This is a genomic window from Pandoraea thiooxydans, from assembly GCF_001931675.1.
Classification (GTDB): domain Bacteria; phylum Pseudomonadota; class Gammaproteobacteria; order Burkholderiales; family Burkholderiaceae; genus Pandoraea; species Pandoraea thiooxydans.
This window is the reverse complement of sequence record NZ_CP014839.1, coordinates 3,863,596-3,885,436: the sequence shown is the minus strand read 5'-3', so window position 1 is coordinate 3,885,436 and position 21,841 is coordinate 3,863,596. Positions and strand designations below refer to the sequence as shown.

Below are 21,841 nucleotides of genomic sequence, written 5' to 3'. Positions count from 1 at the left end.
TTGGCGACCCCTCGCCGATGGGGTCCCGTGCTATGCTAGCTGCCATCCTGTCCTTGCCGCAGTTGTTAATAATGTCAAAGCGTTTGACCCGAGTATATCGCGTAGTTGCGGCCTTTTTGACAGCCGCCAGTCTGGTGGCCTGCACCACCACCGGCGCGGCAAGCCACTTCCGTCACGCCCGGCTCGAGCGGCACACGGCAATCCCGCAAACCCCCGATGAGATTTTCGTCGCGCTGCGCAATGCGGCGCTCGATAACGATGCGGCGCGCGCGGCCGAATTGGCCTCGCAGCTCCCCAATTACCCGATTCCCTCCTACGTCGAATATTTCCAGATCCGGCCGCAGATGTTCGACTCGCAGGGCAAGGCGCTGGTCGACGCGCCCGACGACGTCATCCGCGCCTTCCTGAGCAAATATCGCGGCCGGGCGATCGCCGACCGCCTGCGCAACGACTGGCTGCTGGTGCTGGGCAAGCGGCACGACTGGAAAACCTTCGACGCCCAGTATGCCAAGTTCGTGCTCAACGACGATACCCAGGTCAAGTGCTATGCGCTGATGTCGCGCGCCAGCCGTGGCGAGCAGGTGGGTGTCCTGGCGCGCGACCTGCTGGTGCATCCGCGCTACTTCGGCGAAGGCTGCGTCGACATGATCAACATGCTCGCGCAGATGAAGCAGCTCACGCCTGACGACGTCTGGTTCCAGATTCGCCAGGCCTACGAGAGCAATTACGTGACGCTGGGCAAGCAGATCGCCGACGCGCTGGGCGACCAGCGGCCCGACGACGCGCTGCTCGATATGGCGGCGAATCGGCCCACCCAGTTGCTCGCGCGCGGCATCCAGGATACCGACGCATCGCGGCAACTGGCGCTGCTGGCCATTACCCGCATGGCGCGCAACAGCCCTGCGCTGGCTTCGGCCTCGCTTGGCGAGATTTCCGCCTATCTGTCGCCGCAGGAGCGGCAGGCGGGCTGGGGCGAGATCGGCTATCAGGCGGCGCTGGAATTGGATCCGCAGGCGCTGGACTGGTATCGCCGCAGCGGCGACGTGCGCCTGTCGTTCCCGGCCCAGCAATGGAAGGTGCGCGCGGCCCTGCGCGCGGGCGACTGGACGGCGGTGCGCAGCGCCATCGAGCAGTTGGCCCCGGAGCTGCGCGGCGATTCGGTCTGGATTTATTGGTACGGCCGCGCCCTGAGCGCGACGGGCCAACCCGAGGCGGCGCGCAAGCAATTCGAGCGCATCAGCAATCAGTACAACTTCTACGGGCAATTGGCGCTCGAGGCGCTGGGCGGCAAGATCACGATTCCGCCGCGCACCACCGTCACGCCGGCCGAAGTCGATGCGATGCGCAACGTGCCCGGTTTTCTGCGCGCGGAAAAGCTCTATGCGCTGAATTTGCGCCTGGAAGGCAACCGCGAGTGGAATTGGGAACTGCGCCGCATGGATGACAGCCAACTGCTCGCGGCGGCCGAATACGCCAAGAGCATCGAGCTGTACGATCGCGCGGTCAACACCGCCGACCGCACCCGCACCGAGCAGGATTTCACGCTGCGCTACCTGATGCCGTTTCGCAGTGCGATGGAGCGCAATGCCGCGGCGGTCGACCTCGACCCGGCCTGGGCTTATGGGCTGATCCGCCAGGAGTCGCGCTTCATCATCAATGCCAGTTCAACCGTCGGCGCCTCGGGGTTGATGCAACTGATGCCGGGCACCGCCCGACTGGTTGCCCGCAAAATCGGCATCGACTACAACCCCTCGGCGATTCACGACATCAATACGAATCTGCTGCTGGGTACAAATTACCTGTCGATGATCTACAATCAATTCGACGGCTCGGCGGTGCTGGCATCGGCTGGCTACAACGCCGGCCCCAGGCGGCCGCTCAATTGGCGAGCCACGCTGACACGGCCGGTCGAGGGGGCCATCTTCGCCGAGACGATTCCGTTCAACGAGACGCGCATCTATGTGGAGAACGTTTTGTCGAACACGACTTACTATGCTGCCCTGATCAGCGGCAAGCCGCAGTCGCTCAAGGCGCGGCTGGGGACCGTCTTCCCGCAGTAAGAACCGCTTCGCTGCATTTCGATAGCGTTTCTGCGTGCGCGCTTGTCGCCGGGGCGTGACCGGAGTCTTACATTGCACGGAGCGAATGATGCGATATACGGGAATTTGCGTCATCGGCGGGTCCGGGTTCATCGGGGCCAGCCTCGTCAATAAGCTTATCGAGCAGGGTTACCGCGTCAGGGTGCCGACGCGGCGCGCCGAGGCGGCCAAGGCGCTCGCCATGTTGCCGGGCGTCGAGCTGATCGAATGTAATGTGAATCAGCCCGACGGCCTGGCGCGCGCACTGCGCGGCTGCGATGCGGCGATCAATCTGGTCGGCATCCTGCACGGCCGGCGCGGCACGCCCTACGGCCCGGAATTCGCCGCCGCGCACGTGGCCTTGCCGGGCGCCATCGCAGCGGCCTGCGAAGCGGCCGGTATCCGGCGCCTGCTGCACATGAGCGCGCTGGGCGCCGACCCCAATGGCCCCAGCATGTACCTGCGCTCCAAGGGGGACGGCGAAGCGGCGGTGCGCTCGCGTCCCGGACTGGCGGTCACCGTGTTTCGCCCGTCTGTGGTATTCGGCCCCGGCGACAGTTTCCTCACCATGTTCGCGCGCATGCAGCGGCATCTGCCGTGTGTGCCCCTGGCATGCGCCGGCGCGCGCTTCCAGCCGATTCACGTCGCCGATGTGGCGCAGGCCTTCGTCAACGCGCTGCCGCTGGCCGAGACGGTGGGCCATACCTACGAGCTGGGCGGCCCGCAAGTCTATACGCTGGCCGAACTGGTGCGGATCGCGGGTCTTGCCAGCGGCCATCCGCGCCCGATCATTGCGCTGCCGGACGGCCTGGGCCGCTTGCAGGCGGCCGTGCTCGAACACGCGCCGGGCGGACCGCTCCTCACCCGCGACAACCTCGACTCGATGCGCGTGGACAACGTGCTCGGCGGCCCCATCGCTGCGGAGTTGGGGCTGATGCCGCGCCATCTCGATAGCGCCATTGACTATCTGCGCGGCCAGCTTTTTCAGGAGCGTCTATCCGTCTATCGTACTCACGCCGGTCGTTGACGACCTGACGAACGTGCGCGGCGCCAATGCCGCGCCGCTCGTGCATGAACCCAGCCGCGCGGCATTGACCGGGGGCGGCCTCCCCCGGCGCAGGCCGGCCTCGATTCTCAACTTTGCTCAATGGAGTTCGCGTGAAACTGGTGATTGCCAACAAAAACTATTCGTCCTGGTCGATGCGGCCGTGGCTGGTGCTTAAGCATTTCGGCATTCCATTCGAGGAGGTCAGGGTTTTGCTCGACCGGCCCGATTCGCACGACAACATCGTGCGCTACTCGCCCTCGGGCCGTGTGCCTGGCCTGATCGACGGCGACGTGACGGTATGGGACTCTCTGGCGATCTGCGAATACCTCGCCGAGAAATATCCGGCATTGCCGTTGTGGCCGCGCGATACCGTCGCACGCGCCCATGCCCGCAGCGTGAGTGCCGAGATGCACTCCGGGTTTGGCGAGTTGCGCACTCATATGTGGATGAACATCCGCGCCGATTTCGCCGGCAAGGGCCTGACGCCCGGCGTGGCGGCCGACATCGAGCGCATCGTCGCGCTTTGGGAAGACTGCCTGACGCGCTATCGCGGCCCGTTCCTGTTCGGCGAGTTCACGATTGCCGATGCGATGTATGCACCGGTGGTCATGCGCTTCAACACCTACCGTCCGCCGCTGTCCGCCGCCGCGCAAGCCTATGGCGAACACCTCGACCAGTTGCCTGCCGTGCAGGACTGGGTGAGGGCGGCCCGCCAGGAAACCGAGGCGATTTCCAAGTACGACAGCCATTCATGAAAATCTACGAAGTGGGCGGCGCGGTGCGCGATGAGCTGCTTGGCCTGACGGTCAAGGATCGCGATTTCGTGGTGGTGGGCGCCACACCCGAAGAAATGGTGGCGCGCGGGTTCCGTCCGGTGGGCCGCGATTTTCCGGTCTTCCTGCATCCGCTCACGCACGCCGAATACGCGCTGGCCCGCACCGAGCGCAAGACCGCGCGCGGCTATCACGGCTTCGACTTCCATTACGCGCCCGACGTCACGCTGGAAGAAGACCTCGCACGGCGGGACTTCACCATCAATGCAATGGCGCGCGAGGTGTTGCCCGATGGCACCATCGACGCCCAGGTGATAGATCCTTATGGTGGGCGCAACGACTTGCACATGGGTGTATTCCGTCACGTTGGTGCGGCATTCGCCGAGGATCCGGTGCGGATTCTGCGGTGTGCCCGTTTTGCCGCGCGTTTTCATACCTTCTCGGTGGCGCCGACCACGCTCGGACTGATGCGCGAGATGGTCGGCAACGGCGAGGTCGACGCGCTGGTGCCTGAGCGCGTCTGGCAGGAGCTCGCACGCGGCCTGATGGAGCATCGGCCGTCGCGCATGTTCGCGGTGCTGCGCGAGTGCGGTGCGCTCGCGCCCGTGCTGCCCGAGGTCAATCGCCTGTGGGGCGTGCCGCAGCGCGCCGATTACCACCCGGAAATCGACACCGGCCTGCACATCATGATGGTGGTCGATTACGCGGCCTCGCAAGACTACAGCCTGCCGGTCCGATTCGCCGCGCTCACGCACGATCTCGGCAAGGGCACCACGCCGGCCGATATCCTGCCGCGCCACCTCGGACACGAGGGCCGCAGCGTCGAGCTGCTGGGACCGCTGTGCAATCGCCTGCGCGTGCCGAATGACAGCCGTGACCTGGCCCTGGTGGTCGCGCGCGAGCACGGCAACATTCATCGCTGTGGCGAATTCGGCGCGGCGCCGCTGGTGCGCCTGCTCGAGCGCTGCGACGCGCTGCGCAAGCCGGCGCGCTTCAGGGAAATCCTGCAGGCATGCGAGTCCGACGCCCGCGGCCGGCTGGGCATGGTGGATTCGCCCTACCCGCAGGCAGAGCGCCTGCTGGCGGCGCTGGCTGCCGCGCAAAGCGTCGATGCCGGCGCCGTGGCGCAAGCCTGCAGCCAGCCCGGTGCAATCCGCGAGGCCGTGCAGGCTGCCCGCATCGAGGCGGTGGATGCGGCGCTCGGGGCAGGCGGGCCGTCCGCTGCGCCATAGCGGCAAGGTGTGATCTGGGACATTACGGACGATTTGATTTCAGAGTATTCTGTGCCTCCATTTCTACGCGTCTTGGCGTAGCAGGAGAGTCATCATGAATCAGTCTCCCTCCTCGCGCGACCTGCGGATCGATTTTTTTCGTGGTCTGGCGCTTGTCATCATTTTCATCGACCATACGCCCAACAATCTGCTCGGCAATTTCACGCCACGCATGTTCGGCCTGAGCGACTCGGCGGAAACCTTTATTTTTCTGGCCGGCGTGTCGTCGGCGCTGGCCTTCGGCCGCAGTTTCGAGCGGGCCGGCTGGTTTGCCGGCCTGGGCCGCGTGGCGCAGCGCGTCTGGCAGTTGTATCGCGCGCATATCGGCCTGTTCGTCGCGGTGTTTGCCATTGCGGTGGCGGCCGACCAGCACTTCGGCGGCGGGCGTTATGTGGCCAGCCTCAATCTGACCCAAGTGCTGGCCGACCCCGGCACCTCGCTGGTCAAGCTGCTGTCGCTGGGATATTTGCCCAATCTGTTCGATATCCTGCCGCTCTACATGTTTTTTCTGGCCGGCGTGCCGCTGATGGTGCTGTGCGCGCGGCTCTCGCCCAGACTGGTCATCGCACTGTCGGTCGCCCTGTATGTGGTCGGCACCGCCAACCGCTGGAACCCGGTGGCGGACCCGACCACCGGCCGGCCATGGTTCTTCGATCCGTTCGCCTGGCAGATTCTGTTCGTGATCGGTTACGGTTTCGGGGCTGGTTGGTTCGCCATACCGCGGGTTACCGTCAGGCGCCTGGCGCTGGCCGCGGCAGTGCTTGCGCTGGGATCGTGGCTGGTGTTCGCGATGCGCTGGCCGCTTCATCCCGGACTGCTGGCCGATGCGCGCGACATGCTGGCGGTGCTGGCCCGCAAGACCGACCTGGGCGTGTTGCGCCTGCTGTATTTCTTCGCGCAGGCCTACGTCGTGGTGGCGCTGCTGAGGCTGGTGCCGTCTTTCCCGGCCTCGCGCCCGGCGCGCCAGATCGTGCTGATCGGCCAGCACTCGCTGCCGGTGTTTGTGCTGGGCGTGATGATGTCGTTCATCGGCGGCATCGTGTTCGACCGTCTCGGCATGGGTGTGCTGCCGAATCTGCTGGTCAATGGCGGCGGCGTTGCGCTGCTGTGGGTGTGGGCCAGCGGTGCGGCATGGTTTGGCCGTCAACCCTGGCGCCAGCCGCGTGGCGAGTCGCTTGGCCAGGCTCGGCGCTCACGTGCGTCGGCATGACGCTTGCCATTGAACAGGCCGTCCGCCGTGGCCGGCCTTGGCGTTTAGCGTCGCCTTGACGCGGGGTTCAGGCGAACCAGCTGCGCAATTGCTCGGCATCGGCAAGCGGCCGGTGCAGCACGCCGGCGGCGCTGGCGAATTGACGGATCAGAGCCGCGTTATCCGGCGCCAACTCACCCTGGGCCAGCAGCATATTGTTTTCGAAACCGAGCCGCGCATGACCGCCGAGCAGCGCCGCGGCCAGCGCGCATTCGGCCTCGCGCGCGCCAAACGCGCAAACCGCCCAGCGCACGCCGGCGCTGAGCGCGGCCTCGGCGTGCCAGGCGTGCAGGAACGGCAGCAGGTCGTCGGGCGACGAGGTTTGGCCCGCGCTGTAGCGTCCCAGCACGAACAGCACCCAATGGCCGCCGGGGGGAATCAGGCCGCGCTGGCGCAAATCGAAGTAGCGGCCGACATCGGCCGCGTCGTAGAGGATGTATTGCGGCACGATGTGCTCGGCCGCCAGCCAGCCGAAGAATGCGGCGGCCTCGCTCTCATGCGCGGCATCGGGCACCAGCTCGCGTAGCGCGGCCGACACTGCCTCGGGCCGCAGTTCCCGCACCACGGCCATTTGCTGGGCCGGCGTATAACGGCCGACCGCCTCGGTCGTCACCTGCAGCACCAGCCGCTGGCCGACCGCCTGACGCACCCGCTCGATGGCTGGCAGATAGTCGGCCGCTTCCAGGCTATGGGTGCCGTCGGCGTGTCGCACATGCAGATGCAGCATCGCCGCGCCGGCGTCCAGGCAGGCGCGCGCGGTGGCCGCGAGTTCGTCGGGCGTGATCGGCAGCGCCGGGTGGTCGGCGTGGGTCTTGCGCGCGCCGTTGGGGGCGCTGGCCACGGCGATGGGGGCGCGCTCGGGCAGGGGCGGGGTGGCTGTGCTGGTCATGGCAGTCTCATTCAAGGGTTAAGGCAGCGTCGATGGCGAGCGCCAGGCGCTCGACGATCTGTTCGATGGCGGCAGCGTCGCAAATGAACGGTGGCGCCAGCAGCACGTGGTCGCCGCGCACGCCGTCGATGGTGCCGCCCATCGGGTAGGTCAGCATGCCCAGGCGCATCGCCTCGCGCTTGATCCTGGCATGCAGCCGGCGCGCCGGGTCGAACGGCGCCTTGCTGGCGCGCTCGGCCACCAGCTCCACGCCGACGAACAGGCCCCGTCCGCGCACGTCGCCGATATGCGGATGCTCGGCGAAGCGCCCGTGCAATTGCGAGCGCAGTTGTTCGCCGCGCGCCAGCACGTTATCGAGCAGCTTCTCTTCGGCGATGACGTTCTGCACTTCAAGCGCGGCCGCGCAAGCGGTCGCGTGCCCGAGATAGGTGTGACCATGCTGGAAAAAACCCGATCCGCCGACGATCGCGTCATACACCCTGTCGTGCGCGAGCGTCGCGCCGATCGGCTGATAGCCGGCGCCGAGTCCCTTGGCGATGGCGAGAATGTCCGGCACCACGCCGTCTTCGTTGCAGGCGAACAAATGACCGGTGCGCCCCATGCCCGACATGACTTCGTCGAGAATCAGCAGCACGCCGTATTTGTCGCACACGGCCCGAATCTTCTGCAGGTATTGCGCCACGGGCGGGACCGCGCCGGCCGTTGCGCCGACCACTGTCTCGGCCACGAACGCCGCCACGCGCTCGGCGCCCAGCTCGACGATCTTCGCTTCCAGCTCGTCGGCCAGCCGTTGCGCGTACTGCTGCTCGGTCTCGCCGGGCAACTGGTCGCGGTAAGCGTAGCAGGGTGATACATGGTGCGCGGGCACGAGGATCGGCAGGAATGGTTCGCGCCGCCAGGCGTTGCCGCCGATGGCCAGTGCGCCCAGCGTATTGCCGTGGTAGCTCTGGCGCCGCGCGATGAAATACTGCCGTTGCGGCGCGCCGATCTCCATGAAATACTGGCGCGCCAGCTTCAGCGCGGCTTCGATGGCTTCCGAGCCGCCCGAGACGAAGTACACGTGATTGAGTCCGGCCGGCGCGCTTTGTACCAGGCGCGTGGCAAGCGCCTCGGCCGGCTCGCTGGTGAAGAACGAGGTGTGCGCATAGGCCAGCGACTGTGCCTGGCGCTGGATCGCCGCGATGACGCGCGCATGGCCGTGCCCCAGGCACGACACCGCGGCGCCGCCCGAGGCATCGAGATAGCGCTTGCCCTCGCTGTCGATCAGATAGATACCCTCGCCGCCGATGGCCGTCGGCAGCGGCAGGCGCGGGTTGCGATGAAATACATGCGTCATGTCGGGGTTCCGGGGGAGTGTGCGGCCATGTCAGTCACTGAGCGCACCACGCCGGGGCGCGCGCACGTAGGCGCGCGCCTGCCGCAGTTGCGTATCGGTCTGCGCCAGCCGCTCGAGCGCGGCCGGGCCGGCCAGCCGGAACCAGCGCAGCACAAGCGCGTCGAGCAATGCCAGCGGCGCGGCCAGTGAATGAAAGAACGATGGAATCGCCACCGGCGCGAGCAGCACGACGTCGGCTGCGTCGGCACCGGGCGCCAGGGCGCTGTCGGTCAGAAAAATCAGCGTGGCGCCGCGCGCTCGCGCATAGGCCATGCTCTCGATGATTTCTCGCGTGTAAGGGTCGAAGGTCACGGCCAGCACTGCGTCACCCGCTTCGACAAAGCGCAGCGGATCGGCCATCGTATTCCCGGCGCCATACGACACGATCACCTTGTCGTCGAACAAATGCGTCGCGTAGCCCAGGAAGTGCGTCAGCGCCAGGCAACTGCGCGCGCCCAGCAGCACCACGCGGCGGGCCCCATGCAGCACCTGGGCGGCCCGCTCGAGCGACGGCGCATGGTCGGCCGAGAATGCCGCATCGAGATGAGTGGCGATGGCCTGACCGATGCGGCGCATGTCGCCAGCCGGCTCGACCTCGTCGGGTGTAGCGGCATCGCCCGGCGCAAGCGTGCTGGCGCGCTGCGCAAAGCCGTCGGCCTGGGCTCGCACCTGTTCGACGCAAATCGCGCGCAATGCCGCGAAGTCGTCGAAGCCCAGCGTGCGGGCCAGGCGGGAGAAGGTGGCGGGCGGCAGCTCGCACTGCCTGGCCAGTTCGCGCATCGACAATAGCGCGACATCGTCCCGATGCGCCTCGAGCGCCATCGCGGCGCGGCGCAACTGGGGCGACAGCGTGGCGGCTTTGTCGCGCAGCAGCGCGATCAACTGGTCGTAATTCATCACAGGGGCGAGCATCGGAATTGACTCAATTGTTTCATAATATTGAAATTGAAACAATTGAGTCGTCTGGGGTTAACCCAAGAGCCGGGCTTATTTGAGCCGCTGCGCGGGTTTGTGACGGCGTCGCGTGGGAATTTACAGAAAGCGCATCAACAGCATGCCCAGCAACGAGAGCACCACCGTCGAGGCAAACGGAAAGACGTATTCCTTGCCGCGCCAGCGCAGGCGCAGGTCGCCCGGCAGGCGGCCGACGCCCAGGCGGCTCAGCCAGGGCTGGGCCGACGACAGGATCGTGACGGCCACGAAGACGGTAAACATCCAGCGGAACATGGCGTTACAGCGTATGTGAGCGGTCGCCGCCGGCGAAACCGGAGAGCGTGCCGTCGATCTGTTTGGCGAAGCCGATGACCTTGAACAGCTCGCCCATTTCCGCTTCCGAGAGCAACTTCTGCACGCCGTTGACGGCGGGCAGGTAGGTCAGCGGGTCGGTCGCGTCGAGCGTGCCTACCAGGTCGAGCAGGCCGCCGTTGAGCAGAAAGCGCGCCTGCGAGGTAAAGCCGAGCAACTCGAGGCCGGCCTCGATCCCGGCCTCGGCAATGCCGGTGAATTCGACGTGCGCGGTGATGTCCTGCAGGCCCGGGTAGTAGAACGGGTCGTCGTGCGCATGGTGCCGGTAGTGGCACATCAGCGTGCCTTGCGCTCGCTGCGGGTGGTAGTACTCGCGTGCCGGAAAGCCATAGTCGATCAACAGCAGCGCGCCGCGCGCCAATACCGGCGCGACGCTGCGCACGAACGCCTGGGCCGCCTCGTGGCTCTCGGTCACATAGCCGTCGTCCGGCGCCAGATCGCGCAGCGCGGCGGGCGTCGCGCCGGCCTGGTCGACGAAAGCGAAGCTGCCGTCGCGCACCGTCACGCCGCGCTCCAGCCATTGCCCATCGCGCCGCACGTGCAGGCGTACCGGCATCGCGTCGAGCACTTCGTTGCCGATCATCAGGCCGCTGAAAGCGGCCGGCAGGGCGTCCAGCCAGATCACGCGATCGACCAGGTGCGGCGCGGCGGCGCTCAGCGTCGCGCGTTGCCGCTCGCGCAGCTCGCCCGACAATTCCAGGATCGCGTATTGGGCGCAGGGCCGGCCGAGCGCCTCGAGTTCGAGCAGGAGGTCGGCGGCCAGACGCCCGGAGCCGGCGCCGAACTCCAGGATGTGCGCCGCGCCGCTGGCCTCGAAAACCTCGGCGGCCTGGCGCGCCAGCGTGCGGGCGAACAGCGGCGTGAGCTCCGGCGCGGTGACGAAATCGCTGCCGTCGCTGGCCAGCTTGCCGAACTTGGCCGCGCCGGCGCTGTAATAGCCCAGGCCGGGCGCGTAGAGCGCCAGCGCCATATAGCGATCGAACGGCACCCAGCCGTGCGCGGCGGCGATGGCCGACGCGATGTGGCGCGACAATTGGCGCGAATGTTCCAGCGCGACGGGCTCCGGAACGGGTAAACTAGGGGGTTTTGGTGCGGCCTGATTCATCCCGGCATTGTAGCGGAGTGGCTCGGGCGCGGTGCGCGATGTGGTGCCTGATGGGCGCAAGTAAAGCACATGACTGATTCTTCTTCCCCCCTGACCCCCTTGCCGGCCGAGCTGGCGCAAGCCGGTGCCGGGCCGCGCATCGCCCTGGTGACGGGCGCGGCGCGGCGCATCGGGCGCAGCATCGCGCTCGCCCTGGCGCGTGGCGGCTGGGACATCGCCGTGCATTGCGGCGCCTCGCTGGACGAGGCGAGGGCGGTGGCCGGCGAGATCGAGGCGCTGGGGCGCCGCGCCGCGGTGCTGCCCGCCGATCTGGCCGACGAGGCCGCCGCCGCCGGCCTGATCGAGCGCTGCCGGCAGGCGCTGGGGCTGCCCGATTGCGTGGTCAACAACGCCTCGCTGTTCGCCTATGACACACCCGAGACCTTCGGCTACGCGGCACTGGCGCGGCATGCCGCGATCAACACCGGCGCCCCGCTGGTGCTGGCCCGCGAACTGCACCGGGCGCTGCCTGACGACGGCCGCGCGGTGATCATCAACCTGCTCGACCAGAAACTGGTCAACATGAATCCCGACTATCTGTCGTACACCCTGTCGAAAGCCGCCCTGCAGGCCGCGACGGTAGCGCTGGCCCAGGCCTTCGCGCCGAAGCTGCGGGTGGTGGGGGTGGCGCCGGGCATCACGCTGGTCTCGGGCAGCCAGAGCGCCGAGAACTTCGCCGTGGCTCACCGGCAAACGCCGCTGGGCCGCTCTTCCACGCCGGACGACATCGCCCAGGCGGTGGCTTATCTGGCACAGGCGCCGGCCGTGACCGGCACGGTGCTGATGGTCGACGGCGGCCAGCACCTGCAACCCTCGCTGCGCGACGTGATGTTCGCGATCGAATCCCCATAAGAGAACCCCCACCATGTATAGCGCCCTGTTTCACTCCCGCCTCGCCGATTGCCGCCGCATGTTTTTGCGCGACTATGAGGTGAACATCAATATCGGCGTGCACGAGTTCGAAAAACGCGGCGAGCAGCGCGTGCTGATCAACGTCGAATTGTTCGTTCCGCTGGCGCAATCGACGCCGCAGCAGGACAAGCTCGACGAAGTCGTCGATTACGACTTCATGCGCGAGACCATCGCCAACCGCGTCGCCCAGGGCCATATCCACCTGCAGGAAACGCTGTGCGACGACGTCGCCAAAATCATGCTGGCGCACCCCCGCGTGCGCGCGGTACGGGTCTCGACCGAAAAGCCCGATGTGTATCCGGATTGCGAATCGGTCGGCATTGAAGTGTTTCTCATCAAGGATGCCTGAGCATGAGCGCGGTCATGCATGACCCGGCGAGCGCGCCGGACACCAAGGCGGCGCAAAAGCTCGCCTTCGAGAACAACAAGCTCGAGAAGCGGCTGGCGCGCCTGGTCGGCAAGGCGATCGGCGACTACAACATGATCGAAGACGGCGACAAGGTCATGGTATGCCTGTCCGGCGGCAAGGACAGCTATGCGCTGCTCGACATCCTGCTCAAGCTGCGCGAGCGCGCGCCGATCCACTTCGATCTGGTGGCCGTCAATCTCGACCAGAAGCAGCCTGGCTTTCCCGCGCACGTACTGCCCGATTACCTGAGCGGCCTGGGCGTGCCGTTTCACATCGAAACGCAGGATACCTACAGCATCGTCAAGCGCCTGGTGCCCGAGGGCAAGACCACCTGCTCGCTGTGCTCGCGGCTGCGGCGCGGCATTCTGTACCGTGTGGCGGGCGAGCTCGGCGCGACCAGGATCGCGCTGGGCCACCACCGCGACGACATCCTCGAGACGCTGTTCCTGAACATGTTCTACGGCGGCAAATTCAAGGGCATGCCGCCCAAGCTGCAATCGGACGATGGCCGCCACATCGTGATTCGCCCGCTGGCCTACGTGAAGGAGCGCGATCTGGAGCACTACGCGGAGTTCAAGGCGTTCCCGATCATCCCGTGCAACCTGTGCGGCAGCCAGCCCAATCTCAAGCGCGCCGAAATGAAGGCGATGATCCGCGACTGGGAGCGCAGGTTCCCCGGGCGCATCGAGTCGATCTTCAACGCGCTGGGCAATGTCGTGCCGTCGCACCTGATGGATCCGCAGTTGCATGACTTCAAAGGGCTGCGCGCCACCGGCCGCGCCGACCCGAACGGCGACATTGCATTCGATGAAGCGCCCGACGAGGCGTGTGGCGCCACAGGGACGTCAGAAACTGCGGTTACATTTGTTCACTTCGACGACTGACCGTTCTGACTACAATTATTCTTCATCGTGATTCGGGGATTGCCATGAATATCGTCATTCTCGCCGCGGGGCTCGGCAAGCGCATGCGCTCCTCGCTGCCCAAGGTGCTGCATCCGCTGGCCGGCCGGCCGCTGCTCGGGCACGTGATCGACACCGCGCGCGCGCTGTCGCCGGGCCGGCTGGTGGTGGTGATCGGTCACGGCGCCGGCCGCGTGCGCGAGGTGCTGGGCGCGGCCGACATTCTTTTTGCCGAGCAGGCCGAACAGCTCGGCACCGGACATGCGGTGCAGCAGGCCGCCGCGCAGCTCGATGACTCGGTGCCGACGCTGGTGCTGTATGGCGATGTGCCGCTCACGCGTGCGCAAACCCTGCGGCAACTGGTGCAGGCCGCCGGCGACGGCAAGCTCGGCGTGCTGACCGTCTCGCTCGACGACCCGAGCGGCTACGGACGCATCGTGCGCGACGCCGCCGGGCGCGTGCAGCGCATCGTCGAGCAGAAAGACGCCACTCCGGAGCAATTGGCGATTCGCGAGATCAACACCGGCATCATCGTGGCTCCGACGCGCCGGCTCAAGGCGTGGCTTGGCACATTGTCCAACAGCAACGCGCAGGGCGAATACTATCTGACCGACGTGGTCGAGCGTGCTGTCGCCGACGGCATGGAGGTGGTCACCGCGCAGCCGGACGCCGCGTGGGAAACCCTGGGCGTGAACAGCAAGACGCAACTGGCCGAGCTCGAGCGCATTCATCAGCGCAACGTGGCATTGATGCTGACCGACGCCGGCGTGACGGTGCTCGACCCGGCGCGGCTCGACGTGCGCGGCACGCTCACCTGCGGCAACGACGTGACGATCGACGTCGGCTGCGTGTTCGAGGGGCAGGTCAGCCTGGCCGACGGCGTGGCGATCGGTCCGCATTGCGTGATCCGCGACAGCGAGATCGGCGCGGGCACGCAGGTCGAAGCGTTCAGCCATCTCGACGGCGCGCGCATCGGCGCGCAGGCACGCATCGGGCCGTATGCCCGTCTGCGTCCGGGCGCGGCGCTGGCCGACGACGTGCACATCGGCAACTTCGTCGAAGTCAAGAACAGCACGCTGGCCGCCGGCGCGAAGGCCAACCATCTGGCCTATGTGGGCGACTCGACGGTCGGCGCGCGCGTGAATGTGGGCGCTGGCACCATCACCTGCAATTACGATGGCGCCAACAAGCATCGCACGGTCATCGAAGACGACGTATTCATTGGTTCGGATACCCAACTGGTGGCGCCCGTCACGGTAGGCAAGGGCGCGACCATCGCGGCTGGCACGACGGTGTGGCAGAACGTCGAGGCGGGCGCGCTGGTCCTGAACGAAAAGCGGCAGGTCACCCGGGCCGATTACACGCGCCCGGCCAAGAAGCAATGATGCTGCCGGGCAAGCGGCTTACCGAGAACACTTAAAGGACAAATCATGTGTGGCATTGTCGGCGCAGTGGCGCAGCGTAACGTCGTATCGATTCTGGTCGAGGGCCTGCGGCGCCTCGAATACCGCGGTTACGATTCGTGCGGCGTCGCCGCGCTGGCCGGCGATCGGCTCGAACGCGCGCGCAGCGTGGCGCGCGTGGCCGACCTGGCCGCGCAAGTCGAGCAGAGCGGGCTGGGCGGCGAGACGGCCATCGCGCATACCCGCTGGGCCACGCACGGCGCGCCCGTGACCGTCAACGCGCACCCGATTTTTTCATGCGACGAAATCGCGCTGGTGCATAACGGCATCATCGAGAACCACGAGGCGCTGCGCGAGGAACTGCGCGGCCAGGGTTACGAGTTCGTCTCGCAGACCGACACCGAGGTGATCGCCCACCTGGTACATCTGCTGCTCAAGAACCACGCCGCGGGCGACCTCTTCAAGGCGGTGCGCCTGGCCACCAAGCGTCTGCACGGCGCGTACGCGATTGCCGTGTTCCGCAAGCAGGAGCCGCATCACGTGGTCGGCGCGCGCGCCGGCTCGCCGCTGGTGGTCGGGCTCGGCAACGGCGAGAACTTCCTCGCCTCCGACGCGCTTGCGCTGGCGGGCACGACCGACCAGTTCATCTACCTCGAAGAAGGCGACGTCGCCGAGCTGACCCTGGACGGCGTGAATATCGTCGATCGCGACGACGCCCCGGCCCAGCGCGAAGTGCGCACCGTGACCGCCTACAGCGGCGCGGTCGATCTCGGCCCGTACCGCCATTACATGCAAAAGGAAATCTTCGAGCAACCGCGTGCCATCGCCGACACCATGGAGGGCGTGGCAGCGATCACGCCGGAGCTGTTCGGCGCGAAAGCGGCCGACACCCTCGGGCGGGTCGACTCGCTGCTGATTCTCGCCTGCGGCACCAGCTACTACTCCGGGCTGACGGCCAAGTACTGGCTCGAATCGATCGCCCGGATTCCCACGCAGGTCGAAGTCGCCAGCGAATACCGCTACCGTGATAGCGTGCCCAACCCCAACGCGCTGGTGGTGGTGATCTCGCAATCGGGCGAAACCGCCGACACCATGGCCGCGCTGCAGCATGCGCAGTCGCTCGGACACCAACACACCTTGGCCGTGTGCAACGTGGCCACCAGCGCGATGGTGCGGCAAACCGCGCTGCACTACCTGACGCGCGCCGGCACCGAAATCGGCGTGGCTTCGACCAAGGCCTTCACCACGCAACTGGCGGCGCTGTTCCTGCTCACGCTCACGCTGGCCAAGCTGCGCGGCCATCTCGACGCGGCGCAGGAAGAAAACTATCTGACGCGGCTGCGCCACCTGCCGGCCGCGCTCAACAGCGTGCTGGCGCTGGAGCCGCAAATCATCGCCTGGGCCGACGAATTCGCCCGCAAGGACAACGCGCTGTTCCTCGGCCGCGGGCTGCACTACCCGATCGCGCTCGAAGGCGCGCTCAAGCTCAAGGAAATCTCGTACATCCACGCCGAGGCCTATCCGGCCGGCGAACTCAAGCATGGCCCGCTGGCGCTGGTCACAGAAGCCATGCCGGTGGTCACGGTGGCGCCCAACGATACGCTGGTCGAAAAGCTCAAGTCCAACATGCAGGAAGTGCGCGCGCGCGGCGGCCAGCTCTACGTATTCGCCGACGCCGACACCCACATCGGCAATGGCGACGGCATCCATGTCATCCGCATGCCCGAGCACTACGGCCCGCTCTCGCCGATCCTGCACGTCGTGCCGCTGCAGCTGCTGGCCTACCATACCGCCTGCGCGCGCGGCACCGATGTCGACAAACCGCGCAACCTGGCGAAGTCGGTGACGGTGGAGTGACGATCAAGTAACGGGGAGCAGCGGGGTACCGCGGCGATCAGAGCAATAAGAAACGGATAACGATATGCACCACCGACACCGCTGGGAACAATGGCTGGAAAGTGTCCTGTTCAACTCACGCTGGCTGCTGGTGCCGTTCTATCTCGGACTGGTGCTGTCGCTGCTGATGCTGCTCGTCGCATTCGTCGGCGATCTGGTGCACGTCGTCCCGCATATTCTGACGGCGAGCCCGGAGGAAATCATCCTGGCCGTGCTCACGCTGATCGATCTCTCGCTGGCAAGCAATCTGGTGATGATCGTGATGTTTTCCGGTTACGAAAACTTCGTCTCGAAGATCGATACCGGCGACAGCGAAGATCGTCCGACGTGGATGGGCACGCTCGACTTCTCGGGCCTGAAGATGAAGCTGATCGGCTCGATCGTGGCGATCTCGGCAATTTCCCTGCTGCGCGCTTTCATGAAAATCGCTGAACCGGGCATGGCGATCGACGAAACGCGCATCCGCTGGCTGGTGATCCTGCACGTAACATTCGTCGGCTCGGGTCTGCTGTTCGCGCTGATGGATTGGGTGGCAGGCAAGGCCGAGAAGCATTGACGACGGCCGATCGCGTACCGGGGGGGGCGCGGCCTCAGTCGGGTTCGATGGCCAGCTCCTGAATCAGATCCCACAAGGCTTGCGCGGCGGGCGATAGCGAACGGTCCTCGCGCCGCATGGCAATGATGGCCCGGCGCAACTCCGGCGGCCCCAGCCGTTTGGCCACGAGATTCGGGTGCTGTTTGGAAGAGGCTGCCAGCGATGGCATGATCGACAGGCCCATGCCCGCATCGACCATGCTCAGCACAGAGTTCGGTTGCGCGAGCTCCAGCACGATTTCCACGGCGATCTTCTGTTTTTCCAAATGCTGGCGAATCATCTCGTGGCTGCCGGAGGTGCTGCCCAGCATCACCACTTTTTGTCCCGCCAGATCGGTCCACCGAACCATGCGCTTGCGTGCGAGCGGATGATCGCGCGGGCACACCAGATGCATCGGATCGGAGCGTAGCGCGCAATAGTGCAGGCCCGGCGCGGGCTCGACGCCCCCCGCAATGCCGATTTCGATTTCCCCCAGCTGGACGCGACGAATGACCTCGGTCGCCGAGTCGTCGTAGAGCACGACCTGCACATTCGGCAGACGCTGCTGTGCCGCCAGTAGCCAGGCGGGCATCAACGAGCTGGCAACCGATGGCACGCAGGCAACGAGCACACGGCCCTTGCGTTGTGCCCCGATGTCGTGAATCTCGTGCAGGCAGGCATCCAGTTCGCTCATCAGGCGGGTGCCGGTGGCGGCCAGCATGGCGCCGGCGTCGGTCAGCCTGACTTGACGCGTGGTGCGATCGAGCAGACGCACGCCCAGCTCATCTTCCAGTTCTCGCACGGTGATGCTCGTCGCGGACTGCGACAGGCCGATGCGATCCGCCGCTCGCGTGAAGCCGCCCAAGTTGGCCACCGCCAGAAATGCGCGCAATTGCCTGAACGTGATATTCATATTGATTTTCAATCAATGAATTGAATATTTCAATTTGTTATATATATCACGCCCGCCTATTCTTTGCTTGTGCCTCAACGCACAACGCCACTGCCTCGGGATTCGAGGCGCGCCGGCGCCTGCCGCGCATCCTTGCCGGTGTGCTTATGAGGCCGGCGAACATCAACCTAATTTGTGAATCGACATGAGTTCAACCATCAGTACCTACGTCTTCGATGCTTACGGCACGCTTTTCGACGTGCACTCGGCGGTGGCTCGGCACGCCGCGCGCATCGGCCCGGCCGCGGCCGAGTTCTCGGAGCTGTGGCGCGCCCGGCAAGTGGAGTATTCGTGGACCAGCAGCCTGATGGGCCACAAAACCGATTTTTGGGCGCTGACGCAACTGGCGCTGGATTATTCGATGCAGCGCTTCGGCATCGTGGACGACACGCTGCGCGCCGACCTGCTGTCGGCCTACCTCGAACTGGAGGCCTTTCCTGAGGTGCCGCAGATGCTGCGCTCGCTCAAGGCGTGCGGCGCACAAGCGGTCATCCTGTCGAACGGCACGAGCGAGATGGTGAACAGCGCGGTGCGCTCGGCCGGCTTGTCCGGCTTGATCGATCGGGTGATGTCGGTCGATGAGGTCGGCATCTTCAAGCCGCACGCGAGCGTGTATGACCTCGTGCCGCGCCGGCTTGCCGTGAGTGCTCACCAGATCAGCTTTCAATCGTGCAACCCGTGGGATGCCGCGGGAGCGGCCCATTACGGCTTTCGTGTCGTCTGGGTCAATCGCAAAGGACTGCCGGCCGAATATCCATTCGCCGGCGAGCGCCGCGAGGTGGCATCCCTCGAAGGCCTCGCCGACCTATGGCGCGGCGCCCATGTCTGAGCCTGTAACCGTTGCTGTCCAACCCATCAAGAAAGGAGTCGAGTATGTGTGAGTGTCCGCTTTGCAACTGGGAGGCGTCGACCAAGATACGTCCGGTCGACGTCAAGTTCCTGGTCAACCCCGAGGCGCCTGACGGCGTCCAGTCGGCGAACCTGATCGGCAATGTCAAGAAGACCGGGTTCTACGTGGCCCGCTTCAAGCTGCCGGCCCATGCGCAGCAGCCTGCTCATACGCATCCCGACGACAGAACCTACACGGTCATCTCGGGCACCATGTATTCGGGGGTCGGCGACAAATTCGATCCGGAAAAGCTCATTGAATTGCCACCCGGCAGCTTCTACAACATGCCAAAGGACATGCCGCATTTTTCGTGGACCAGGCAGGGCGAGGTCATCATGCAGGTCACTGGGCACGGCCCCAGCGGGTTTGCCTATTGCGACCCGGCGGACGATCCGAGAAACAAGCGCTGAACCGGTTTGCCTGCACCCGGCGCCACCGGGTTGCCGGGCATGACCGATTCCAGCCGGCATCGACAAAAAGATAAGCTCGCAGCCCCCGGCTCAGCCAGGGGCGATGCGAGCGAGGAGACAACATGGACGAGATTCAACCGCTGCAGGTGCGCCCGGGCGTGGCCGGCGGCGTGACCGTATCAGCCAGGTCGCGCGTCACTTTTCTGTTATGCATCATCTATGCACTGATGTATCTCGACAGGGTCAATTTGTCGGCCGCCGCCCGGGCCATCAAGCTCGAGTTCGGTCTGTCGAATGCGCAATTGGGCGTGGCGTTCACGGGCTTTTCCTGGGCCTATCTGCTGACCGTCCTGTTCGGCGGCTGGGCGGCGCGCCGCTATGGCGCGCGCATCGTGCTGATGGGCTGCGCCGTATTGCTGGGCGTATCCACCATGGCCATGTCGCTCGCCGCGGGGGCCGTCAGCCTGTTTCTCATTCGCATGCTGGTCGGCGCCGGCGAAGGCCCTGCGTTTCCCGCTGCCACGCAAGCCATGCGCCATTGGTACCCGGCGGAGAAATTCGGTTATATCCAGGGCATTACGCACAGCGCCTCGCGCCTGGGCGCGGCGCTGGCGCCGCCGCTGGTCGCCTGGCTGATCGTGGCCACCAACTGGCGTCTGTCGTTCGTCGTGTGCGGTGCGGTGGTGCTGGCGTGGAGCGCGGCATGGTGGCTGCAGTTTCGCGACGACCCCGAGTGCGCCCCGGGCCAACACAAGACGTATGCCGGCGCGACGCCCCGCGTGCCGCGCCCGATGGGTCCCACGCCGCTATGGGCGCTGACCAAGCGCATGCTGCCGGTGACCATGGTGATGTTCGCCTACGGCTGGACCTACTGGATCTTTGTCTCGTGGTTGCCGCTTTATTTCATGAACTCGTATCACGTCAATCTCAAGTCCTCGGCACTGCTCTCGAGCATCCCGCTGTTGACGGGCATGGTCGGCAACACCGTGGGCGGCATGCTGTCCGACCATCTGCTCAGGCGCACCAAAAACAGCCGGGCAGCGCGCTGCAGCGTCGTGGCGGGCTCACTCATCGGCTGCGCGCTGGCGCTCACACCGTTGGCATTCAAGCCCAGCCTCGAGGCCGCAGTGGCGTGCCTGGCCTGCGCGATGTTCTTTCTGGAGCTCACCATCGCGCCGATGTACGCGGTGCCGATGGACATGACCCGGGAGTTCGCCGGCCTGGGCAGCGCCTACATCATCATCGGCGTTGCGCTGGCGGGCATCACCTCGCCCATCGTATTCGGCTGGCTGATCGACCTGACGGGCAATTGGAATATCCCGTTTGCCGCCGCCATCACGATTCTCGTGCTTGGCGCCGCCGCCGTATTGCTGGTGCGGCCGGATCGTCCATTCGTGGCGCCGGCGATTTGAGGGTCATGTTGCGGGCTCCGGCAAATGGCTCGACGCGACAACGAGGGGACGGTGGAATCGCGTGGCGCTTGTGGCAAAGGCTGCAAGGTTGTCTACGTGGCATGCCGTCCCGAATTGCCCCTTGGCGCGACGACCGCCGCGGACAGGCGAGGTGGGCGAAGATATGACGGGGTTGGGCGAACGATGTCGCAGAATCGACGCATCGGCTTGTGCCGCCGTTACCTGATCAACCTCATCCCGACGACTCTGGAGGCGCTCACGTCGAAAGTCGCGGTGTGCTCGCATCCTGCGGCGTGACCCGATCGCTCGATCAGGCAGTCTGCGAAATCCGCCTTGTCCGACGCCGCGAAAACCCGAAGTGCCTTTCGCACCGTGTCCGCATTCTCGACGACCAGCTCCTTCGTGTCGAGCATGGACTCGACGATCTCCTTGATCTGGTCTCGCTCGACGTTGTAGCAGCGCCCAAGCACCCATGCGATTTCGAGTAGCGCGACCAGCGAGACATGGCCCGGCCGCTCGGCCGACAGGGATTCCATAAGCGCCGTCGCCTTGTGGGCCTGGCGTGCGTCGTCCTGTGCGAAGTAACGGACCAGCACGTTGGTATCCAATCCGATCATCGCGCGGATGCCCCCTGTTCTGCGATGGCGCGGTTCATTTCTTCAATCGAAACCGGTTTGCCGGGCTTCTGCACGATGCCTTTGAGCGACGCGAGCGAGCGAGTGGCTGGATAGACCTCGTACCGTCCGGTTTCCTCATTGAAGCTGAATTCGATCCGATCGCCGGATGCCAGGCCGAGGTGATTGCGCACGTCCACCGGGATCGTGACCTGGCCCTTTGAAGTGATGGTTGCTGTCGTCATGACGTTTCTCCGATATTCCTTACTTTAAGGTAAGGAATATCAAAGCGCAAGCGCGAAATAACCTGCGGCTACGCGATTGGCCGCTCTCATG

At 65.7% G+C, this 21,841-nt stretch carries 22 protein-coding genes; 14 read left to right on the top strand and 8 right to left on the bottom strand.

Translation table 11 applies throughout. The features are described 5' to 3' along the window. Window positions 1–71: 71 nt before the first annotated feature. From PATSB16_RS17925 to PATSB16_RS17905, 5 genes are all read left to right on the top strand, one after another. Window positions 72–2,060, top strand: coding sequence for a lytic transglycosylase domain-containing protein (locus PATSB16_RS17925; RefSeq protein ID WP_047215404.1), 1,989 nt, complete (start codon window positions 72–74; stop codon window positions 2,058–2,060). 88 nt (window positions 2,061–2,148) lie between these two features. After that, window positions 2,149–3,105, top strand: coding sequence for a complex I NDUFA9 subunit family protein (locus PATSB16_RS17920; protein WP_047215403.1), 957 nt, complete (start codon window positions 2,149–2,151; stop codon window positions 3,103–3,105). 131 nt (window positions 3,106–3,236) lie between these two features. Beyond that, window positions 3,237–3,881 carry a glutathione S-transferase family protein gene (locus PATSB16_RS17915; RefSeq protein WP_047215402.1) on the top strand — a complete coding sequence of 215 codons (645 nt, stop codon included), beginning with the start codon at window positions 3,237–3,239 and terminating at the stop codon, window positions 3,879–3,881. Then, entirely contained in the window at window positions 3,878–5,131 is a 1,254-nt protein-coding gene (locus PATSB16_RS17910) for a multifunctional CCA addition/repair protein (protein ID WP_047215401.1), read from the top strand. The genes PATSB16_RS17915 and PATSB16_RS17910 overlap by 4 nt, the downstream gene beginning before the upstream one ends. A gap of 94 nt (window positions 5,132–5,225) precedes the next feature. Further along, the gene (locus PATSB16_RS17905; RefSeq protein WP_052892744.1) at window positions 5,226–6,380 is read left to right on the top strand and encodes an OpgC family protein; all 1,155 of its coding nucleotides are present in this window, start codon (window positions 5,226–5,228) and stop codon (window positions 6,378–6,380) included. 67 nt (window positions 6,381–6,447) lie between these two features. Here the strand turns inward: PATSB16_RS17905 and PATSB16_RS17900 are convergent, their stop codons facing one another. The 5 genes from PATSB16_RS17900 to PATSB16_RS17880 form a co-directional block, all read right to left on the bottom strand. Next, window positions 6,448–7,308, bottom strand: a complete 861-nt coding sequence (locus PATSB16_RS17900; RefSeq protein WP_047215400.1) for a beta-keto acid cleavage family enzyme — start codon at window positions 7,306–7,308, stop codon at window positions 6,448–6,450. 7 nt (window positions 7,309–7,315) lie between these two features. Continuing rightward, the gene (locus tag PATSB16_RS17895; RefSeq protein ID WP_047215399.1) at window positions 7,316–8,644 is read right to left on the bottom strand and encodes an aspartate aminotransferase family protein; all 1,329 of its coding nucleotides are present in this window, start codon (window positions 8,642–8,644) and stop codon (window positions 7,316–7,318) included. 30 nt (window positions 8,645–8,674) lie between these two features. Beyond that, window positions 8,675–9,580 carry a MurR/RpiR family transcriptional regulator gene (locus PATSB16_RS17890; protein ID WP_047215398.1) on the bottom strand — a complete coding sequence of 302 codons (906 nt, stop codon included), beginning with the start codon at window positions 9,578–9,580 and terminating at the stop codon, window positions 8,675–8,677. Window positions 9,581–9,715: 135 nt separating this feature from the next. Next, complete coding sequence (locus PATSB16_RS17885; RefSeq protein ID WP_047215397.1) at window positions 9,716–9,910, bottom strand: DUF2905 domain-containing protein; 195 nt, start codon at window positions 9,908–9,910, stop codon at window positions 9,716–9,718. A 4-nt stretch (window positions 9,911–9,914) separates the two neighbouring features. Further along, entirely contained in the window at window positions 9,915–11,093 is a 1,179-nt protein-coding gene (locus PATSB16_RS17880; RefSeq protein ID WP_047215396.1) for a class I SAM-dependent methyltransferase, read from the bottom strand. Between the two features lie 69 nt (window positions 11,094–11,162). On the opposite strand from PATSB16_RS17880, the gene PATSB16_RS17875 reads away from it, so the two are divergent. The 6 genes from PATSB16_RS17875 (at window position 11,163) to PATSB16_RS17850 (ending at window position 17,210) form a co-directional block, all read left to right on the top strand. Then, on the top strand, window positions 11,163–11,984 hold the full coding sequence (locus PATSB16_RS17875; RefSeq protein WP_047215395.1) for an SDR family oxidoreductase: 822 nt from the start codon (window positions 11,163–11,165) through the stop codon (window positions 11,982–11,984). Between the two features lie 13 nt (window positions 11,985–11,997). After that, window positions 11,998–12,393 carry a dihydroneopterin aldolase gene (locus PATSB16_RS17870; RefSeq protein ID WP_047215394.1) on the top strand — a complete coding sequence of 132 codons (396 nt, stop codon included), beginning with the start codon at window positions 11,998–12,000 and terminating at the stop codon, window positions 12,391–12,393. 2 nt (window positions 12,394–12,395) lie between these two features. Then, window positions 12,396–13,337, top strand: coding sequence for a tRNA 2-thiocytidine(32) synthetase TtcA (ttcA, locus tag PATSB16_RS17865; RefSeq protein WP_047215393.1), 942 nt, complete (start codon window positions 12,396–12,398; stop codon window positions 13,335–13,337). 44 nt (window positions 13,338–13,381) lie between these two features. Next, on the top strand, window positions 13,382–14,740 hold the full coding sequence (gene glmU, locus PATSB16_RS17860) for a bifunctional UDP-N-acetylglucosamine diphosphorylase/glucosamine-1-phosphate N-acetyltransferase GlmU (protein ID WP_047215392.1): 1,359 nt from the start codon (window positions 13,382–13,384) through the stop codon (window positions 14,738–14,740). A 45-nt stretch (window positions 14,741–14,785) separates the two neighbouring features. Beyond that, window positions 14,786–16,615: a glutamine--fructose-6-phosphate transaminase (isomerizing) gene (glmS, locus tag PATSB16_RS17855; protein WP_047215391.1), complete on the top strand. Its 1,830-nt coding sequence runs from the start codon at window positions 14,786–14,788 to the stop codon at window positions 16,613–16,615. A gap of 64 nt (window positions 16,616–16,679) precedes the next feature. Further along, window positions 16,680–17,210, top strand: a complete 531-nt coding sequence (locus PATSB16_RS17850) for a TIGR00645 family protein (RefSeq protein WP_047215390.1) — start codon at window positions 16,680–16,682, stop codon at window positions 17,208–17,210. A gap of 34 nt (window positions 17,211–17,244) precedes the next feature. Here PATSB16_RS17850 and PATSB16_RS17845 read toward each other — a convergent pair whose 3' ends face one another. Further along, entirely contained in the window at window positions 17,245–18,141 is an 897-nt protein-coding gene (locus PATSB16_RS17845; protein ID WP_047215389.1) for a LysR family transcriptional regulator, read from the bottom strand. A gap of 184 nt (window positions 18,142–18,325) precedes the next feature. Here PATSB16_RS17845 and PATSB16_RS17840 point away from each other — a divergent pair, with 184 nt between their 5' ends. From PATSB16_RS17840 to PATSB16_RS17830, 3 genes are all read left to right on the top strand, one after another. Beyond that, on the top strand, window positions 18,326–19,009 hold the full coding sequence (locus tag PATSB16_RS17840; protein ID WP_047215388.1) for a haloacid dehalogenase type II: 684 nt from the start codon (window positions 18,326–18,328) through the stop codon (window positions 19,007–19,009). A gap of 44 nt (window positions 19,010–19,053) precedes the next feature. Beyond that, entirely contained in the window at window positions 19,054–19,479 is a 426-nt protein-coding gene (locus PATSB16_RS17835; RefSeq protein WP_047215387.1) for a cupin domain-containing protein, read from the top strand. Window positions 19,480–19,601: 122 nt separating this feature from the next. Continuing rightward, entirely contained in the window at window positions 19,602–20,891 is a 1,290-nt protein-coding gene (locus PATSB16_RS17830) for an MFS transporter (protein WP_047215386.1), read from the top strand. Window positions 20,892–21,109: 218 nt separating this feature from the next. On the opposite strand, the gene PATSB16_RS17825 is transcribed toward PATSB16_RS17830, so the two are convergent. Both PATSB16_RS17825 and PATSB16_RS17820 read right to left on the bottom strand, forming a co-directional pair. Next, on the bottom strand, window positions 21,110–21,508 hold the full coding sequence (locus tag PATSB16_RS17825) for a PIN domain-containing protein (RefSeq protein ID WP_047215385.1): 399 nt from the start codon (window positions 21,506–21,508) through the stop codon (window positions 21,110–21,112). Then, complete coding sequence (locus tag PATSB16_RS17820; protein ID WP_047215384.1) at window positions 21,505–21,750, bottom strand: AbrB/MazE/SpoVT family DNA-binding domain-containing protein; 246 nt, start codon at window positions 21,748–21,750, stop codon at window positions 21,505–21,507. Before PATSB16_RS17820 ends, PATSB16_RS17825 begins: the two co-directional genes overlap by 4 nt. Window positions 21,751–21,841 lie beyond the last annotated feature (91 nt).

Coding starts and splice junctions, on each gene's coding strand:
- PATSB16_RS17830 (WP_047215386.1), top strand. CDS start 19,602: ATGGACGAGATTCAACCGCTGCAGGTGCGCCCGGGCGTGGCCGGCGGC.
- PATSB16_RS17895 (WP_047215399.1), bottom strand. CDS start 8,644: ATGACGCATGTATTTCATCGCAACCCGCGCCTGCCGCTGCCGACGGCC.
- PATSB16_RS17840 (WP_047215388.1), top strand. CDS start 18,326: ATGAGTTCAACCATCAGTACCTACGTCTTCGATGCTTACGGCACGCTT.
- PATSB16_RS17835 (WP_047215387.1), top strand. CDS start 19,054: ATGTGTGAGTGTCCGCTTTGCAACTGGGAGGCGTCGACCAAGATACGT.
- PATSB16_RS17920 (WP_047215403.1), top strand. CDS start 2,149: ATGCGATATACGGGAATTTGCGTCATCGGCGGGTCCGGGTTCATCGGG.
- glmS (WP_047215391.1), top strand. CDS start 14,786: ATGTGTGGCATTGTCGGCGCAGTGGCGCAGCGTAACGTCGTATCGATT.
- PATSB16_RS17885 (WP_047215397.1), bottom strand. CDS start 9,910: ATGTTCCGCTGGATGTTTACCGTCTTCGTGGCCGTCACGATCCTGTCG.
- glmU (WP_047215392.1), top strand. CDS start 13,382: ATGAATATCGTCATTCTCGCCGCGGGGCTCGGCAAGCGCATGCGCTCC.
- PATSB16_RS17870 (WP_047215394.1), top strand. CDS start 11,998: ATGTATAGCGCCCTGTTTCACTCCCGCCTCGCCGATTGCCGCCGCATG.
- PATSB16_RS17825 (WP_047215385.1), bottom strand. CDS start 21,508: ATGATCGGATTGGATACCAACGTGCTGGTCCGTTACTTCGCACAGGAC.
- PATSB16_RS17880 (WP_047215396.1), bottom strand. CDS start 11,093: ATGAATCAGGCCGCACCAAAACCCCCTAGTTTACCCGTTCCGGAGCCC.
- PATSB16_RS17900 (WP_047215400.1), bottom strand. CDS start 7,308: ATGACCAGCACAGCCACCCCGCCCCTGCCCGAGCGCGCCCCCATCGCC.
- PATSB16_RS17925 (WP_047215404.1), top strand. CDS start 72: ATGTCAAAGCGTTTGACCCGAGTATATCGCGTAGTTGCGGCCTTTTTG.
- PATSB16_RS17905 (WP_052892744.1), top strand. CDS start 5,226: ATGAATCAGTCTCCCTCCTCGCGCGACCTGCGGATCGATTTTTTTCGT.
- PATSB16_RS17820 (WP_047215384.1), bottom strand. CDS start 21,750: ATGACGACAGCAACCATCACTTCAAAGGGCCAGGTCACGATCCCGGTG.
- PATSB16_RS17910 (WP_047215401.1), top strand. CDS start 3,878: ATGAAAATCTACGAAGTGGGCGGCGCGGTGCGCGATGAGCTGCTTGGC.
- PATSB16_RS17850 (WP_047215390.1), top strand. CDS start 16,680: ATGCACCACCGACACCGCTGGGAACAATGGCTGGAAAGTGTCCTGTTC.
- ttcA (WP_047215393.1), top strand. CDS start 12,396: ATGAGCGCGGTCATGCATGACCCGGCGAGCGCGCCGGACACCAAGGCG.
- PATSB16_RS17890 (WP_047215398.1), bottom strand. CDS start 9,580: ATGAATTACGACCAGTTGATCGCGCTGCTGCGCGACAAAGCCGCCACG.
- PATSB16_RS17875 (WP_047215395.1), top strand. CDS start 11,163: ATGACTGATTCTTCTTCCCCCCTGACCCCCTTGCCGGCCGAGCTGGCG.
- PATSB16_RS17845 (WP_047215389.1), bottom strand. CDS start 18,141: ATGAATATCACGTTCAGGCAATTGCGCGCATTTCTGGCGGTGGCCAAC.